Source organism: Arthrobacter sp. R4, from assembly GCF_051365025.1.
GTDB lineage: Bacteria > Actinomycetota > Actinomycetes > Actinomycetales > Micrococcaceae > Arthrobacter.
In genome coordinates this window covers 200,820-216,925 of the sequence record NZ_JBLWIJ010000008.1, presented here as the reverse complement: position 1 = coordinate 216,925, position 16,106 = coordinate 200,820, and the positions used below count along the sequence as shown (strand labels likewise).

At 64.9% G+C, this 16,106-nt stretch carries 13 protein-coding genes; 2 read left to right on the top strand and 11 right to left on the bottom strand.

Annotated elements, in window-relative coordinates:
- Position 1: 1 nt before the first annotated feature.
- The 8 genes from dhaK to lysS all read right to left on the bottom strand — a co-directional run bounded on the left by dhaK (position 2) and on the right by lysS (position 10,934).
- Positions 2-1,003: a dihydroxyacetone kinase subunit DhaK gene (gene dhaK, locus ACLKOZ_RS04945; RefSeq protein WP_436473248.1), complete on the bottom strand. Its 1,002-nt coding sequence runs from the start codon at positions 1,001-1,003 to the stop codon at positions 2-4.
- A 333-nt stretch (positions 1,004-1,336) separates the two neighbouring features.
- Positions 1,337-2,758, bottom strand: a complete 1,422-nt coding sequence (locus tag ACLKOZ_RS04940) for an FAD-binding oxidoreductase (protein ID WP_436473246.1) — start codon at positions 2,756-2,758, stop codon at positions 1,337-1,339.
- A gap of 120 nt (positions 2,759-2,878) precedes the next feature.
- Positions 2,879-3,388 (bottom strand): amino-acid N-acetyltransferase, encoded by a 510-nt coding sequence (locus ACLKOZ_RS04935; protein ID WP_436473244.1) that lies wholly within the window; start codon positions 3,386-3,388, stop codon positions 2,879-2,881.
- A gap of 222 nt (positions 3,389-3,610) precedes the next feature.
- Positions 3,611-5,743, bottom strand: a complete 2,133-nt coding sequence (locus ACLKOZ_RS04930) for a prolyl oligopeptidase family serine peptidase (RefSeq protein ID WP_436473242.1) — start codon at positions 5,741-5,743, stop codon at positions 3,611-3,613.
- A 169-nt stretch (positions 5,744-5,912) separates the two neighbouring features.
- On the bottom strand, positions 5,913-8,405 hold the full coding sequence (locus ACLKOZ_RS04925) for an ATP-dependent Clp protease ATP-binding subunit (RefSeq protein WP_436473240.1): 2,493 nt from the start codon (positions 8,403-8,405) through the stop codon (positions 5,913-5,915).
- Between the two features lie 356 nt (positions 8,406-8,761).
- Positions 8,762-9,091: a histone-like nucleoid-structuring protein Lsr2 gene (locus tag ACLKOZ_RS04920; RefSeq protein ID WP_436473238.1), complete on the bottom strand. Its 330-nt coding sequence runs from the start codon at positions 9,089-9,091 to the stop codon at positions 8,762-8,764.
- A gap of 134 nt (positions 9,092-9,225) precedes the next feature.
- Complete coding sequence (locus ACLKOZ_RS04915) at positions 9,226-9,405, bottom strand: hypothetical protein (RefSeq protein WP_337345465.1); 180 nt, start codon at positions 9,403-9,405, stop codon at positions 9,226-9,228.
- Between the two features lie 2 nt (positions 9,406-9,407).
- Positions 9,408-10,934: a lysine--tRNA ligase gene (gene lysS / locus ACLKOZ_RS04910; protein WP_436473236.1), complete on the bottom strand. Its 1,527-nt coding sequence runs from the start codon at positions 10,932-10,934 to the stop codon at positions 9,408-9,410.
- A gap of 114 nt (positions 10,935-11,048) precedes the next feature.
- Here lysS and ACLKOZ_RS04905 point away from each other — a divergent pair, with 114 nt between their 5' ends.
- The gene (locus ACLKOZ_RS04905; protein ID WP_436473234.1) at positions 11,049-11,912 is read left to right on the top strand and encodes an alpha/beta hydrolase; all 864 of its coding nucleotides are present in this window, start codon (positions 11,049-11,051) and stop codon (positions 11,910-11,912) included.
- A gap of 76 nt (positions 11,913-11,988) precedes the next feature.
- Complete coding sequence (locus ACLKOZ_RS04900; RefSeq protein WP_436473232.1) at positions 11,989-12,822, top strand: alpha/beta fold hydrolase; 834 nt, start codon at positions 11,989-11,991, stop codon at positions 12,820-12,822.
- 83 nt (positions 12,823-12,905) lie between these two features.
- On the opposite strand, the gene ACLKOZ_RS04895 is transcribed toward ACLKOZ_RS04900, so the two are convergent.
- From ACLKOZ_RS04895 to ACLKOZ_RS04885, 3 genes are all read right to left on the bottom strand, one after another.
- On the bottom strand, positions 12,906-14,381 hold the full coding sequence (locus tag ACLKOZ_RS04895) for a DHA2 family efflux MFS transporter permease subunit (protein ID WP_436473230.1): 1,476 nt from the start codon (positions 14,379-14,381) through the stop codon (positions 12,906-12,908).
- A gap of 126 nt (positions 14,382-14,507) precedes the next feature.
- Positions 14,508-15,074: a type 1 glutamine amidotransferase domain-containing protein gene (locus tag ACLKOZ_RS04890; RefSeq protein ID WP_376044467.1), complete on the bottom strand. Its 567-nt coding sequence runs from the start codon at positions 15,072-15,074 to the stop codon at positions 14,508-14,510.
- Positions 15,075-15,187: 113 nt separating this feature from the next.
- Positions 15,188-16,048, bottom strand: coding sequence for a hypothetical protein (locus tag ACLKOZ_RS04885; RefSeq protein WP_436473228.1), 861 nt, complete (start codon positions 16,046-16,048; stop codon positions 15,188-15,190).
- Positions 16,049-16,106 lie beyond the last annotated feature (58 nt).

Genomic DNA, 16,106 nt, shown 5'->3' with positions numbered 1-16,106 from the left:
GCTACACTCCCCAGCGCAAGGCGGCCGTGTGGACCGGGGCGTCCCACAGTCCGGTCAACTCATCGTCGAGCCGTAGGACGGAAATGGAGCAGCCCTGCATGTCCAGGGCGGTGACGTAGTTCCCCACCAGCGAGCGTTCCACGGTGGCGCCCTTGCTCGCGATCACCCGGGCGGCGCGCCGGTACACAATGTAAAGCTCGCTCAGCGGCGTCCCGCCCATTCCGTTGACGAACAAGAGCACCTTGTCGCCAGCGGCGATGCCGAGGTCGCTGAGCACCGGTTCCAGCAGCCTGTCAGTAATGGCGTCCGCGCTTTCCAAGGGGATTTTGTGCCGGCCGGGTTCGCCGTGGATCCCGATGCCGATCTCGATCTGGTTCTCACCGAGATCGAAACTGGGTGAGCCTGCATGCGGCACCGTGCATGCAGCCAGAGCTACGCCCATAGTGCGGACGTTGCTGTTTACGCGGTCACCGATGGCGGCCACGGCGTCCAGGTTGTCGCCCCGCTCAGCAGCGGCACCGGCGATTTTCTCCACGAGCACCGTTCCGCCCACACCCCGCCGCCCAGCCGTATACAGCGAGTCCTCCACGGCAACGTCATCATTGACCAGGACCGTGCGGACCTGCACCCCTTCGGCCTCGGCCAACTCGGCGGCCATTTCGAAGTTCAGCACGTCACCGGTGTAGTTCTTCACGATATGGACGACGCCGGCCCCTGAGTCCGCTGCCTGGGTCGCCGGAAGGATCTGGTCCGGCGTCGGAGAGGTGAACACCGCCCCCGGCACGGCGGCGTCGAGCATTCCCCGCCCCACAAAGCCGGCGTGAAGCGGTTCGTGGCCGCTTCCGCCGCCGGACACCAGCCCCACTTTGCCGGCCACCGGCGCGTCCTTGCGGATGATGAACCGGGGCTCTGTACTGACGGTGACAAGGTCGGCATGGGCCATGCCGAAGCCGTCCACTGACTCGTCCACAAAAGCGCGGGGATCGTTGATCAGTTTTTTCACGGGGCTCCCGGGCGGTCAGTCTTCCTGGAGGATGTCACTTTGACCCTACTACCGCCACCCGCACTCCGGTAGTTCCCGCCCTTGCGGCCAGCCTCTGCCTGCTAGCCTCTGCCCGTCAGCTTCTGCCGCTAGCCTTGCCCGCGGCTTGCCCGCGTTGGCCGCGTTGGCCGGAAACGACGAAAGGGACAGCCCCCAATGACTGTCCCTTTGCGCACGTGCCCCCAAACACAGGCCATCCATAGTTTATCCATCAATTCGACTAAAGCAAGGAAAAGTCCTGGTATGACGCAGCCCCGCCATCCGAACGGACGGCGGGGCTGGCGGCTCAAGGAGTCAGGCCACCGCGGCGTGGACTACCCTTGCCGCGGGCAGGATGGCGTGGCCATGACGGAAGAGGTTCTTCGGATCCAGCTCCGCCTTCGCTTCGCCGAGCCGGACCCGGGCAGCCTCCGGCCAAGCGCTGGCCGCCAACTCGGGCGCGGCGAGGTGTCCGTGCAGGTTGACGGCGGTGCCTCCCGTTCCGAACGGCTCAAGCGCCAAACGTGCGGCGGCAATGGCGGCCGGAACCAGGTGGGCAATCTGCGGTGCCATGATCCCCACCGCGAAAAACGAGAGTGCGGCATCGCGCCCGCCCACGCAGTCGCCGTCGGGATCGGCTCCGTTGAGTGGAGCGGCCAGCGCGCCGCCCATCAGCCGGATCTCCGCCAGCAGGAGCGGAGCGGTGCTGTCCGGCCCGGCCAGCTGAAGCAATGCTTCCGCCAGGCCGTCGCTGAGTTCCCTAAGCAGCATTCCACCTTCGTGGACGGGCACCGGATGCTCCGGATCGGCGTGGATCTCATCCACCCGTAAGTAGGGAAGCGGACCGACGCCGTCTACCAGGACGGGAGCGGCAGCGCGCATCGGAGCGAGCAGCCGCCCTCCTTCCTCCGCAGTGCCCTGCCAGGCAAACCGCAGGTGCATCACAAACTTGCCACGCAGGAAGCCCGGCACTTCCTCCATGTCCGGCAAGCGCAGGAAGGCCAGCGACGCCGAGGCCTCCGCCGGCAGCGACCCGCTCCAGTGACGGAAGGCCGCGAGCACTTCACGGGCGTGGCTACCCTCGTAGAAGATGCCGCCCGCGAACAGCTCGCCGACCGGGAACAGCGAAAACTCCATCGCCGTGACGATGCCGAAGTTGCCCTTGCCGCCGCGAAGCAGCCCGAACAGCCGCGGATCGCTGTGGGCGTCCACCCTGCGCAGCACGCCGTCGGGGGTGACAAGGTCGAACGCAAGCACGTGGTCCGACGCGAAGCCGTACTTCCGTCCCAGCAGCGGAATGCCGCCACCGAGGGTATAGCCAACAACGCCGACGTCGGTGGTGGAGCCGTGCAGGCCCATCAGCCCATAGGGGGCCGCAGCCCTGAGGACGTCCCGCCAGCGAACGCCGGCGCCCACGCGGGCGGTCTGCTCTTCGGGATCTATGGATAGTTCCAGCATGAGCCGGGTGCTGATCAGCAGGCCGCCGGTGATGGCATTGGCGGCGCCGTGGCCAGTGGACTGGACCGAGATGGACATGTCGCGGGCGGCGGCCCACCTGACTGCGGCAACGACGTCGTCGGCGTTGACCGCACTCAGCACCAAGTCCGGAGTGTGGCGGGTGGCGAGGTTAAAGGCTGCGACTTCCGCGTCATAGTGGGCGTCGCCGGGGGCATATACGAGCCCGCGGACCAGAAGCTGAAGCTCGGTTTTTTCCGTGTGGGAGGAGAGGATGTGCATGAGGTGCTTTCGATAGTCGGGGTTTGCTCCCCAGCAAGTCCACCTAGTTTATCCATCGAATCGATCAACGAAAAGACTTCAAAAATCATGCATAATTTCCGGCCCCAGGAAAGCCGAGTGTCAGAGGAACTTGATCATCCGCGTGTTGCCCAAAGTGTTGGGCTTTACCCGCGCCAGATCAAGGAACTCGGCCACACCTTCGTCATGGGAGCGGAGTAGCTCGGAGTAGACCACTGGGTCCACCGCAGACTGGTCCTCCATCACTTCGAAGCCGTGGCGCTTGAAGAAGTCCACCTCGAAGGTGAGGCAGAAAACGCGGGCAACACCGAGCGCGCGGGCCTCCTCCAGGAGACTCTCCACCAGCACGTGGCCCACACCCTTGCCGCGCCAGGCATCGGACGCAGCAAGGGTGCGCACCTCGGCCAGGTCTTCCCACATCACGTGCAGGGCGCCGCAGCCGATGACGTCGCCGTCGTCCGATTCTGCGATCCGGAACTCCTGCAGGCTCTCGTAGTAGGCAACCGTCTCCTTGGCCATGAGGATCCGCTGCTCCGCCAGCGGCGCCACCAGCCTCTTGATGGCGGCCACATCGCCGGTGCGGGCAGGACGGATATAAAAGGAGTCAGTCACAGGATCAATCCTACGAGGCGCGTGTACGGTCCGCGGGACAGCGCCGTGACGTCCGGCACGAGGTGAAGGAGGCTGGGACATTTCTGTAGCTTGCATCCCGGCGTGACGTTCGGCACGAGGCGAAGGAGGCTGGGACATTTCTGTAGCTTGCGTCAGAGCGAAGAAGGAGCAGCAAGCGGGAAATGTCCCAGCCTCCGAGCCGGAGGTAACCAGAACCGGAGGCTAGAGACCAAGCTCCGCAGGCACCGGAACGTCCTTGCCCAGCACGTTCTTGGCGAGGAAGCTCTCCACGACGCCGTACCAGACCTTGGCATGCTGCGGCTGCAGGATCCAGTGGTTCTCGTCCGGGAAGTAGAGGAAACGGTGCGGGGTCTGGCCGTCCTCGTCCGCGGCCAGCCTGGACTTGGAGAGGAGTTCGTACCAGAGCCGCAGGCCCTCGCCGATGGGCACACGGTAGTCCTTGTCGCCATGGATCACCAGCATGGGGGTGCTGATTTTTTCGACATGGAGGTGCGGCGAGTTCTCCAGGGCCATCTCCGCGGTCATTTCCTTGAGCCAGTATTGCGAGGCATCCGTGGTGGGGCCGAACTGGTCCAGGGCCCACAGGCTGGCGTGCGTGACGATCGCCTTGAACCGGTCCGTCTGGCCTGCCACCCAGTTGGCCATGTAGCCGCCGAAGGACCCGCCCATGGCCGCGGTGCGGCTTTCATCGATGTCCGGGCGCTGCACGGCAGTGTCGGTGACAGCCATCAGGTCCGTGAACGGCGCCTTGCCCCACTCGCCCCAGCCCCGCTGAATGTGCGCCTGCCCATAGCCCGTGGATAAGGCCGGATCGGGCAGCAGAACCGCGTACCCCTTCGCTGTGAGCAGCCAGGGGTTCCACCGCCACGTCCAGGCGTTCCAGGACCCCAGCGGCCCGCCGTGAATCCACAGCAGCATGGGCGCAGGCGACTCAGCCGACGCGCCGTCGGGCAGCGCCAGGTACGCCGGCACTCGCGTACCGTCCCATGCTGTGGCAGCCAGCCGCTCCAGCCGGCCGGCGCGCTTTGGCCGTTCTGCCGGGGCCGGCAGCCTGGCAGTCTCCCCCGTTTCCAGGTTGATCCGTACGGCCTCCGGTGGGAACTCATAGGAGCTTCGCAAGGCATAAGCGGTGCGCCCGCCGGGAGAAACCACGACGTCGGTGTACGCCGCCGCATCCTGCGTCACCCGGGTGACGCTCACTTCCGCGGCAGAGGCCGGAACGCTAATCCGGAAAACGGGCGACGCGCCGTCGTCGTCCGCGGTGACCAGGAGGGCGGAACCGTCGGGGAGCCACGCTGCCGGTTTTGCCCAGCGGTCCCAGTCGGGGACCAGCGGGGTGAGGCCGGCGTTGTTGCCGTTTGACTCGTGGGCCTTGCCTGAAACGTCCAGCAGGTGCAACTTGACCTGTGGGGCCTCGTGCGGGGTGGTGTCGCTTTCGCTGACCACCACCAGTGTGTTCCCGTCGGGGCTGACCGGGCCGGGGAAGTAGCTCATGCCCGCCTGGTCCAGGAGTACCTTCTGGCTTGCGGTGGCCACGTCCACGGCGACCAGGACCGAACGGCTGTCCGCCTTGGCCAGCGGCCGGGTGTAGCTCGTGTAGATGGTCCGGCCATCCGGACTGACCACAGTCTCGGCCTCGCGGAGCCGCGGACCGGCGTCCGGGGTCAGGTTTCGGAGTTGCAGCGGCGCCGTCGCATCAACGGTGGACGGCCTGCCAGGTTCCTTGTCCTCGCCCGGTTCGACGGCGAAAATCCGCGGCTGCCCCGGCCCCAGGTCGGCGTCCCAGTATCGGACCGGGTATTCGCTGTGAAGGATGGCCGCGACCTTGTTGTCCTTGCGGGATTTGCGCCGGTCGGCGTCGTTCTCCTCGTCCGTTGACCCGGCCAGGATCTCTGCCGTGACAAAGGTGGCGTCCGCGTTCCGGGCGGCCATGACAGAACCAACCCCGCCGGGGCGCGAGAGAACCACGCGGGCTTCCCCGCCGCCGGCCGGCAAAAGCCACAGTGCGTTGACGGGATCTGCGTCGGGGCTGTCCGGGTCCGGGCGCGCGGAGGTGAAGTAGACGTCGCCGTTAGCCGCGAAGGCGGCCCCGGCCTCGCCCTTGGCGCTGCGGGTGATGCGCCGGGCGTGCCTCTCCCCGGAGGGGTCCAGCTCCCACAGGGCCGTAGCGAATTCGGTGCCCTTGCCGTTGAGCGTGGACACGGTGGTGACCAGCCTCCGGCCGTCCGGGCTCAGGGACAAACCGCTCACACGCGGAATGGCCAGGTAGTGGTCGAGGTCGTGGAATGGGGTTTCAGGTTGCTCGCCCGGGATCGCCGGGTTTTCAGTTTCCATGCCCCGATTCAACCCGACTGTGCCCCGCATCACAAACCTCCACGCCCGACCCACGACGCCGCAGCTCGATGTCGCTCACTCAAGCCAGCGGCCCCCTGAGTAGATGGAGAGGGAAAGCGAAAGGCCCCGCCTGCTCCTTTTAGGGAGCGGGCGGGGCCTTGGCTTGTTGCTAGGCGCTTGGAGCGATTTCCGGGATGCGCGGCTTGGCGTTGCCAGCGAAGGTGAACTTGGCGTCGTCTCCTTCGCCGTCCACATCCACTACCACGATATCGCCGGCGTGGATTTCGCCGAACAGGATCTTCTCGGAGAGCTGGTCCTCGATCTCGCGCTGGATGGTACGGCGCAGCGGCCGGGCACCCATGGCGGGATCGTAGCCACGGGTGGCGAGGAGCACCTTGGCGGCCGGCGTGAGCTCGATGCCCATGTCCTTGTCCTTGAGGCGCTTCTCCAAGCGTGCCACGAACATGTCCACGATCTCGATGATCTCGTCCTGCGTCAGCTGCGGGAAGACCACGACGTCGTCAACACGGTTCAGGAACTCGGGACGGAAGTGCTGCTTGAGCTCCTCCGTGACGCGGGCCCGCATCCGGTTGTAACCGGTCTGCGTGTCCGTGCCCGACTGGAAGCCGGTGGCAACGCTCTTCGAAATATCCCGCGTTCCGAGGTTCGTGGTCATGATGATCACGGTGTTCTTGAAGTCCACTACACGGCCCTGGGAGTCGGTCAGGCGGCCGTCTTCCAGGATTTGCAGGAGGGAGTTGAAGAGGTCCGCGTGGGCCTTTTCCACTTCGTCGAACAGGACCACGGAGAATGGACGGCGGCGGACCTTCTCCGTCAGCTGGCCACCTTCCTCGTAGCCCACGTAGCCCGGAGGGGCACCGAAAAGGCGCGAAACCGTGTGCTTCTCGGAGTACTCGGACATGTCCAGCGTGATGAGGGCGTCCTCTTCACCGAACAGGAACTCGGCGAGAGCCTTGGCCAGTTCGGTCTTGCCGACGCCCGTAGGACCGGCGAAGATGAACGAGCCGCCCGGACGCTTGGGGTCCTTCAGGCCTGCACGTGTGCGGCGGATCGCCTGGGACAGGGATCGGATGGCCTCGTTCTGGCCAACAACGCGCTTGTGCAGTTCGTCTTCCATCTTCAGCAGGCGCGAGGACTCTTCCTCGGTCAGCTTGAAGACCGGAATGCCCGTGGAGTTGGCCAACACCTCGGCAATGAGATCCTCATCCACCTCGGAGATGTCATCCATACCGCCGGACTTCCAGTGGCGTTCCTTCTCAGAGCGCTCCGTAATAAGCTTCTGCTCCTTGTCGCGGAGCGCGGCAGCACCTTCGAAGTCCTGCGCGTCGATCGCGGACTCCTTCTCCATCTTGAGCTTGGCAATCCGCTCGTCCATGGCCTTCAGCTCCGGCGGGGCTGTCATCCGGCGGATGCGCAGCCGGGCGCCGGCCTCGTCGATCAGGTCAATGGCCTTGTCCGGCAGGAAGCGGTCCGAGATGTAGCGTTCGGCGAGGCTGGCAGCGGAGGCCAGGGCGCCGTCGGTGATGGTCACGCGGTGGTGCGCCTCGTAGCGGTCACGCAGGCCCTTGAGGATCTCGATTGCGTGCGCAACTGAGGGCTCCTTGACCTGGATCGGCTGGAAGCGGCGCTCCAGGGCGGCGTCCTTCTCGATGTGCTTGCGGTACTCGTCCAGCGTGGTGGCGCCGATAGTCTGCAGTTCACCGCGGGCCAGCATGGGCTTGAGGATGGACGCAGCGTCGATGGCACCTTCGGCGGCACCGGCACCCACGAGGGTGTGGATCTCGTCGATGAAAAGGATGATGTCGCCGCGGGTGCGGATTTCCTTGAGGACCTTCTTCAGGCGCTCTTCGAAGTCGCCGCGGTACCGGGAGCCTGCCACCAGGGACCCGAGGTCCAAGGTGTACAGCTGCTTGTCCTTGATGGTCTCCGGGACGTCGCCGCGGACGATGGCCTGGGCAAGGCCTTCGACGACGGCGGTCTTGCCCACGCCGGGCTCGCCGATCAGAACGGGGTTGTTCTTGGTACGGCGCGAAAGGACCTGCATGACGCGTTCCATTTCGGATTCACGTCCGATGACCGGGTCCAGCTTGTTCTCGCGGGCAGCCTGAGTCAGGTTGCGGCCGAACTGGTCCAGGACCACGGAACCGGCCGGCGTGCCTTCGGGCTGGCCCGCGCCGACGCCGGCGCCGGTGGTTTCCTTGCCCTGGTAGCCGGAGAGGAGCTGGATGACCTGCTGGCGGACCCGGTTGAGGTCTGCGCCGAGCTTCACCAGTACCTGGGCAGCCACGCCCTCACCCTCACGGATGAGTCCCAGCAGGATGTGCTCCGTGCCGATGTAGTTGTGGCCCAGCTGCAAAGCCTCCCGCAGGGAGAGTTCCAGCACCTTCTTGGCGCGGGGGGTGAAGGGGATGTGGCCGGATGGGGCCTGCTGGCCCTGCCCGATAATCTCCTGCACCTGCTCGCGCACGCCGTCGAGCGAAATGCTCAAGGACTCAAGAGCCTTGGCGGCAACGCCCTCACCTTCATGGATCAGACCCAAGAGGATGTGTTCGGTACCAATGTAATTGTGGTTCAGCATGCGTGCCTCTTCTTGGGCAAGCACAACTACGCGACGGGCACGGTCCGTAAATCGCTCAAACATTTCGCCACACTCCTAGCTACGACGTACTTTGATGCTACGTGGCCGACCCAGACTTGTGGAGCGTGTTCGCCACAGGGGAAACCGGGGCCGGCGCGGGAATATCCCGCAGGTGCTTCCGCCAGGACATGACAGCGCCCTGCCGTCCCACCCGCAGCCACTTCCGAAGGTCCGTTGGACGCGCCGGATCGCTCGCCGGAAATGCCCTTCGCGATTGGCCTGAAGTGAAGTCGGCGTCTTTTCCATCCAACTGTTTCCACTCGCCCGAAGCGGGCTGCCTAAAAGTCTTTTGGCACAAAAAACCCTGCCTTCACCCAAGGGTGAAGACAGGGCCTATTACGCCGTCGGGAGGCAAGGTCCTAGGAATTTGCCTTTTGGTAGGCTTCCTGGATTTCAGCCTGAATTCGACCCCGGCTGTTAACCGTGTAGCCGTTGTCCCGTGCCCACTGCCGGATTTGGGCGGAGTCATTGCTTCGGGTGCCAGAAACTGCCTTCGTGCGGGTGGCACGGCCGGCGGATGTCTTGCGCCCTGCGGCAATAAACCGCTCAAGGGACGAACGGAGCTCGGCCGCGTTGGCCGAGGACAGATCAATTTCGTAGCTGACCCCATCGAGGCCAAAACGGACATTCTCGTCCGCGGATCCCCCATCCAGATCATCTACGAGGATGATGTTTACTTTCTGTGCCATTAATAGTCTTCCTCTTGGAAAGGTTCGGGTTTTCAGAAAAGCAGGATGTTCCTGATAAAAGTATGACCCTCATTATGGCAACGCGTCAAAGCGTGAAATGGTTCCTGGGGATATTCCCGGAAAGTCATGTCGTTTTATTTATTCGCGTCGGTATCAGGCGCGTCCAATGGCCCCGATGCACGGCTTTCCGCCTCCGCCTGGGCTTTCGCCTCCGCCTGCCGCTCGGCTTTGTCCGCATTGAAAATCGACTTCATGGCAAACCAGAAAAGCAAGCCCACCACAAGCGAGGGCAGAAGCACGGCGACGTATTCCATGGTCAGTGACCCTCGGGCTTCAGGAGCGGGAAAAGAATGGTTTCTCGGATACCGGCACCAGTGAACAGCATGACCAGCCGGTCGATGCCCAGCCCGATGCCGCCCATGGGAGGCGCACCGTATTCGAGCGCCCTGAGGAAGTCCTCGTCCAACTGCATGGCCTCGACGTCGCCCGCAGCAGCGTGCCGGGACTGCTCGGTGAGCCGCTCGCGCTGGATGACGGGGTCGATCAGTTCAGAGAAGGCCGTGCCGCGTTCCATGCCGCCGATGATGAGGTCCCAAGCCTCGATCAGGCGGCCGTCCTCACGGTGCGGGCGGGCCAGGGGCTGCGCGGATGGCGGGTAGTCGTACACAAACGTCGGGTTCAGGAGCGTGGGCTCCACAATCTCACCAAACAGCTCCACGGCCAGTTTCTCGGCGTCCCACTTCGGGTCCACCTTCACCTCATGCTTTTGCGCAATGTCGCGCAGCACCTCGAGCGAAGTGTCCGGGGTGACTTCCTGGCCAACGGCGTCGGACAGCCCGGGGTAGACAGAGACCCAGGCCCAGTCGCCGTCGAGGTTGATTTCCCCGGCCTCGGTCTGGAGGGTGCGGCCGGCGCCCACGGCGTCTGCGGCGTCGAGGATGATCTCCTTGATGCGCTGCGCCATGACGAACTGGTCAGCCCAGGCCTCGTAGCACTCGAGCGTGGTGAATTCGGGGCTGTGGGTGGAGTCCACACCCTCGTTGCGGAAGACACGGCCCATGTCGTAGACGCGGTCGATGCCGCCCACCACGGCGCGCTTGAGGTAGAGCTCGGTGGCGATCCGGAGCGTCATCTTCTGGTCGAACGCGTTCATGTGCGTCTCGAATGGACGTGCCAGGGCGCCGCCGTGGACCAGCTGCAGGATAGGGGTTTCCACCTCCACGTAGTTGTGGCGGTGGAGGCTTTCGCGGATGGAGCGGGTGATGGCGGCGCGGGTGTAGACCATTTCCCGGGCTTCGTCGCGGACCATCAGGTCCACGTAGCGCTGGCGGACGCGGGTTTCCTCGTTCAGTTCCGCGTGCAGGACCGGCAGCGGCCGGAGCGCCTTGGAAGCCATGGACCAGGACTCGGCCATGACGGACAGCTCGCCGCGGCGTGAGGAAATCACCTCGCCCTTGATGAACACGTGGTCGCCCAGGTCCACCAGGGCTTTCCAGTCAGCGAGCGCTTCCTCGCCCACGTTGGCCAGGCTAAGCATGGCCTGGAGGCGGGTGCCCTTGCCGTCAATGCCGCCTTCTTGCAGCGTGGCGAAGCAGAGCTTTCCGGTGTTGCGCACAAAAACCACGCGGCCGGTGACGCCCACAACGTCGCCGGTGGTGTCATCGGCTTCGAGGTGGGCGTACTTTTCGCGGATCTCGGTGAGGGAATGCGTCCGTTCAACACCCACCGGGTATGCCTCGGTTCCGCGTTCGATCAGCTTGGCGCGCTTTTCCATGCGGATGCGCATCTGTTCGCTGGCGTCGAGCGGCTCTGGGGCATTCTTGGGGGTGTTTTGGGAAGTCACAATCCCCAAGTTTACCGGGAGTTCCGGCCACCGGGTTTTTGTCCAGATAATGCACGTTCAGACCGCCGCCGGCCACGTTCGGTGGACAAAAACTCCAAGGGACGCCGCCGTAGGATGGGGAGGGTGAAAGAACAGGTAGTGCCAACGCACGACGGCGGCCGGCTGGCGTTGTACAGCTACGGCACCGAGGACGCTCCGGGAGAGCGCCGGGTAGTGCTGATCGGCGGAGCCTTCCTCACTGCCCTGATCTATCGCCCTTTTTCGGAAGCGCTGGCTGAGGGCCTGGGCGACGGATGGGCGGTGGACGTGTACGACCGCCGGGGCCGCGGCAAGTCCAGCGAACAGCCGGCGGACTACTCCATGGCCACCGAAATCGCCGACCTCCGCACAATCCTTGACGCCACCCGCGCGCGCAACATTCTGGGGCATAGCCTGGGCGGCTCGGTCGCGTTGAACGCGGTCCAGGAATTTACCGGCACAGCTTATGTGCCGGACAAGCTGGCCGTATACGACGCCGCGGTGAACATCGACGGCAGCATCGACACCGACTGGCTGGACGGGTTCGAGGACGCCGTTAACAACGGCCGCGTGGGTCACGCCCTTGCTCACATGAAGAAGGCCACCAATCCAGGCAGTGCGCTGGCCAAGATCCCCGAGCCGGTTCTCGCTGGGTTGATGGCCCTGATGTCCCGGACCAAGGTGAACAGGTTGTTCCGCCAGGTGATGCCCAGCGGCGTCGGTGAGCTGCGGGCCGCGTACAACGAGCCGGACCACGCCAGGGACTTCGGCATACTGCCCTCCAACACCCATTTCATGGCTGGCGGAAAAAGCCCCGCCTATTACAAAGCCACGGCCGAGCTGCTCCATGCCGCAGTGCCCGGAAGCACGTTTGAGCTGTCACCCAAGGGTTTCCATGGCTCCATCCCCGCCGCCGTCGAGGAGCTTGTGACGGACATCTCGGAGTACTTCAAAGGCTGATTTCCAGCCCAAATCTTTACCGGCGCCAAAGGCACTCCTGCTGCCAGCACTCAGGTACCTCGGCTAGGCTCGGAACATGACGCGCGAGAACATCAAGACCCCCGACGGCGGCACACTCGAGCTCTTCTCCACGGGTGCCGAACTGGCGTCCGCCGGCTCTGGCGTGGTGGTAGTGCCGGCCTCCATGGTGACTGCAGCCGACTACACCAAGTTTGCGCAGAAGCTCAGCGCAGCCCTGGGCCGCCCGGTGCATACCTTCAACCGCCGAGGCCGCGGTTCCTCGTCGCCGCAGCCGGATGACTACACGCTTGACGCGGACATCCGGGACCTCGACGCCGTCATGAAGCACACGTCCAGCACCGACGTGTTCGGCCACAGCTTCGGCGGCGCCGTGGCCCTCCACGCGGCCCGCACGCTTCCCGTGGAACGGCTGGCCGTCTACGACCCCGCCGTGTCCGTGAACCACAGCGTCAAAGCCGACTGGACAGCGGAATACGAACGCGCCACGGCCGCCGGGGACGACGACCGCGCCCTCGCCGTGCTCACCAAGGGCCTCGAGACCGGCGGCGCGTTCTCGCGGATGCCGCTGTCCATGCTCACCATCGCCAACAAGCTCACCGCCGGCACGCATGTGGGCAAGCAGATGCGTGAACTGATGCGCACCGGCGTCCGGGAAATCAAGGCGATCATCGCAGCGGACATGCCGGCGGAACCGTTCCTGGAACTGCCCCTGGAGACCCTGATCGTGGTGGGTGAAAAGAGCCCGGCGTACTTTGGTGTGGCGTGCGGCCAGATCCACGACGTCCTGTCCGGCTCGAGCTACACCATCCTCCAGGGTTCCGGCCACGACGGCGTGCTCCGCGCCCCGGACAAGCTCATCACCGAACTCAGCGACTTCTTCGCCGGCTAACCCCATCGCCGGTTAACCCCATGTAAGTAGCAGCAGATGTCGTTTTGAGGGCTCAAAACGACATCTGCTGCTACTTAGTTGGGTTAGTGGCCGCCGTGGGTGGGGCCGGCGCCTTCTGTCTTGCGCATCATCGCTGAAAGTACGACGGCGGCAAGGGCTATCACAGTCGCCGTCAGGAACGCTGCGCTCATCCCGGCAACCAAACCGGAGGCGGCGGAAACCACAGCGAAGATGGACACCAGCAGCGCCGTGCCGGCGGCGCCGGCCACCTGCTGCGTGGTGCTCATGATCGCCGAGCCGTGCGAGTAGAGGTGCGGCGGCAGCGGGTTCAGGCCGGTGGTGAACGCCGGGGTGAACAGCAGTGCCAGGCCAAAGCTCAGCACCACGTGCAGGCTGACGATCCACCACACCGCTGTGCCGGCGTCGAGCATGGAGAACTGCCACAGGGACAGCACCATCAGGATTGAACCGGTCACTGTCAACGGCAGCGGGCCTACCTTGTCGAAGAGCCGGCCGATGAACGGGCCCAGCAGGCCCATGGCCAGTCCGCCCGGGAGCAGGGCAAGGCCCGTCTCCAACGATCCCAGGCCGCGGATCTCCTGCAGGTAGAGCGGCAACAGGATCACGCCGCCAAACAGCGCCATCATGGCCACCACCATCAGCAGCACGGAGACGGTGAACATCCGGAAGTTGAAGGCGCGGAGGTCCAGCAGCGGAGCCTCCGCCTTCTGCAGCCGAAGCTGACGGAGCACAAACACTGCCAGGCTGGCCACGCCCACTACCAAGGCACCAATAGCTACCGGGCTCGGGCCGCCTTGACCTCCGTGGCCGCCGCCGATCTGGCTGAGGCCGTAGACCAGTCCGCCGAAGGCCGGGACGGTCAGGAGCACGGAGAGGAAGTCGAGCTTGGTCTTCTCTGTTTCGCCGATGTTGGTCAGGTACTTGGCGCCGATCGCCAGCGCCGCGAGCGCCACCGGGAGGACGAACACAAACATAAAGCGCCAGGTGAAGTGCTCCAGGATCAGCCCGGAAACGGTGGGGCCCATAGCCGGGGCCACTGAGATGGCGATGCTGACGTTGCCCATCACGGCGCCGCGCTTGGCGAGCGGGACGAGGGTAAGGATAGTGGTCATCAGCAGCGGAAGCATGATGGCCGTGCCACCGGCCTGGACGATGCGTGCCAGGAGCAGTACTTCGAAGCCCGGAGCCGCTGCGGCCAGCGCGGTTCCGCCGGCGAAGAGGCCCATGGCCAGCATAAAGACTGCACGCGTGGACAGGCTCTGCAGGATGAATCCCGTGGTGGGGATGACCACGGCCATGGTGAGCATAAAGCCGGTAGACAGCCACTGCACGGTGGGCGCGTCCACGCCAAGGTCCACCATCAGCCGCTGCAGGGCAACGTTCATGATGGTTTCGTTGAGGATCACCACGAATGTTGCCACCAGCAGTGTGGCGATGATGGTCACCGATTCGCGGGACATCTTCGCCGGTGCGGACGGCTGCGCCTCAGTGGCCTGCACGGGCTCTCCGTGCGCGTCAGAAGAGACTTTTGTAGACATAAGTGTTCCCTCAGGGAGTTTGAGTTTGATGGCAGGCGAGCTTCGTCGCTGCAGATTCCAACACTCTACCCGGTGGACTAATTCCTCCGCCGGGCATTTTTCTTAACCCTGAGGGAACAATCTTAGTTAGGCCGTCTGGCCCGCGTGCTGGCCTTCGGAGATTTCCTCCACCAGCTTGCTGTTGAAGGCAGGAAGGTCCTTCGGGCTCCGGCTGGTCACCAGCCCCTGGTCCACCACCACTTCGTCATCGCTCCAGTTGGCACCTGCGTTTTTCAAATCGGTCTGGAGCGTGTGGTACGAGGTGACATTCCGGCCGCGGACCACGCCGGCGTCGATCAGCAGCCACGGTCCGTGGCAGATCGAGGCCACCGGCTTGTGCTGTTCGAAGAAGGCCCGGGTGAAATTCTGGGCGGCCTTGTCCACCCGGAGGTGGTCGGCGTTCACTACTCCGCCCGGGATCACCAGGGCGTCAAAGTCCGAGGCGTTGGCATCCGCAACCGTCAGGTCCACGTCGAAGGTGTCGCCCTTCTCTGTGCCCTCATAACCCTGCAGCTTGCCGCTCTTGGGAGCCACCAGCGTGGGTTCGCCGCCGGCGTCCTTGACTGCCTGCCACGGGCTGGTGAGTTCAACCTGCTCCACGCCGTCCGTCAGCAGGAATGCGACTTTCTTGCCTGCGATGCTGTGTTCTGACATTTTTCCTCCTCTGGTGAGGCGGAGGGAGCACATGGAAGCACTGCGTCATCCGCCTGGAGTTGTTTGCCTGACATGATCCAGCCTAGGAAAACCCAAACTCATAAGCAAGCTGACTACTTTGGCAGCACCAGCAGGTAGCCCGCGGGCAGGTCGCTGCTCCAGCGTCGCGGCTCCCGGACCACGAACTGCGTGGCCAGCTGCTCGGGGGTAATCAGGGTGTTCGGCGCGGGCGACGGACCCCACTGCCCGCTGCCGTGCGGGAAGAGCGGGTCCAGGACGTGGACGCCAGTGACGGAGAATTCCGGGAACTGGCCGGGATCGCCGAGCGACTCGAAGCCACTCATCACCCACGCGTGGCGGCCACTCCACATGACCAGCCCCACCGGCCGGCCCGTGGCGGCGATGGCGCGTGCCGCGGCCTGCAGCGCGTCCTCGTAGCCGGCGATGCTGACCACCTCGTAGGGCCCCATTCCCACCTCGGTCAGCACCTTCGCCCAACCGAAGGGATTGGCGCCGTTGAACGAGTTGGACGACCGCGCCCGGGCCATCTCCCACAGGTCATTCTGCTGGGCGCGATCGGTCCACGTGCCGCCACCGGTGTCGTCGATGAGGTTGTGCGCCATCTGGATGCTCGCCGCAACACACCAGTCGAAGGTGTACTGCGGCACGAAGTCCCCCGCCTGGTAGAGGTTGAGGGCGAACACCTGGGGCACCGGAGCCGGCATTGGTACCGACGCCGGACTGGGCACCGATGGTGCGGAGGGAACCGATGATGGGGTGGGAACGGATGTTGCCGTGGGGGCGGCAGCCTGCTGGGGCGAGAGGGTGGCGTCGCTCGCGGCTGGCGGGGCCGTGGAGGCCGTGAGCGGGGAACCGGTGGCGGCCTCGTCAATGCCCACCGCGGGCACGCAGGCCGTGAGGAGGGCCGCCAGGACGACGAGCCACGCAAGATAACGGGGCTGGGCACCGGTCATGATCGATCCATTCTAGCGCGGCGCCGCGGGAACACCCCGTCCGGGAACCGCAGCCATC

Bases quoted from the DNA above. Each gene is read 5' to 3' on its own strand.
- ACLKOZ_RS04940 (WP_436473246.1), bottom strand. From the start codon at position 2,758: ATGCACATCCTCTCCTCCCACACGGAAAAAACCGAGCTTCAGCTTCTG.
- ACLKOZ_RS04930 (WP_436473242.1), bottom strand. From the start codon at position 5,743: ATGGAAACTGAAAACCCGGCGATCCCGGGCGAGCAACCTGAAACCCCA.
- ACLKOZ_RS04925 (WP_436473240.1), bottom strand. From the start codon at position 8,405: ATGTTTGAGCGATTTACGGACCGTGCCCGTCGCGTAGTTGTGCTTGCC.
- ACLKOZ_RS04920 (WP_436473238.1), bottom strand. From the start codon at position 9,091: ATGGCACAGAAAGTAAACATCATCCTCGTAGATGATCTGGATGGGGGA.
- ACLKOZ_RS04915 (WP_337345465.1), bottom strand. From the start codon at position 9,405: ATGGAATACGTCGCCGTGCTTCTGCCCTCGCTTGTGGTGGGCTTGCTT.
- ACLKOZ_RS04905 (WP_436473234.1), top strand. From the start codon at position 11,049: ATGGGGAGGGTGAAAGAACAGGTAGTGCCAACGCACGACGGCGGCCGG.
- ACLKOZ_RS04900 (WP_436473232.1), top strand. From the start codon at position 11,989: ATGACGCGCGAGAACATCAAGACCCCCGACGGCGGCACACTCGAGCTC.
- ACLKOZ_RS04895 (WP_436473230.1), bottom strand. From the start codon at position 14,381: ATGTCTACAAAAGTCTCTTCTGACGCGCACGGAGAGCCCGTGCAGGCC.
- ACLKOZ_RS04890 (WP_376044467.1), bottom strand. From the start codon at position 15,074: ATGTCAGAACACAGCATCGCAGGCAAGAAAGTCGCATTCCTGCTGACG.
- ACLKOZ_RS04885 (WP_436473228.1), bottom strand. From the start codon at position 16,048: ATGACCGGTGCCCAGCCCCGTTATCTTGCGTGGCTCGTCGTCCTGGCG.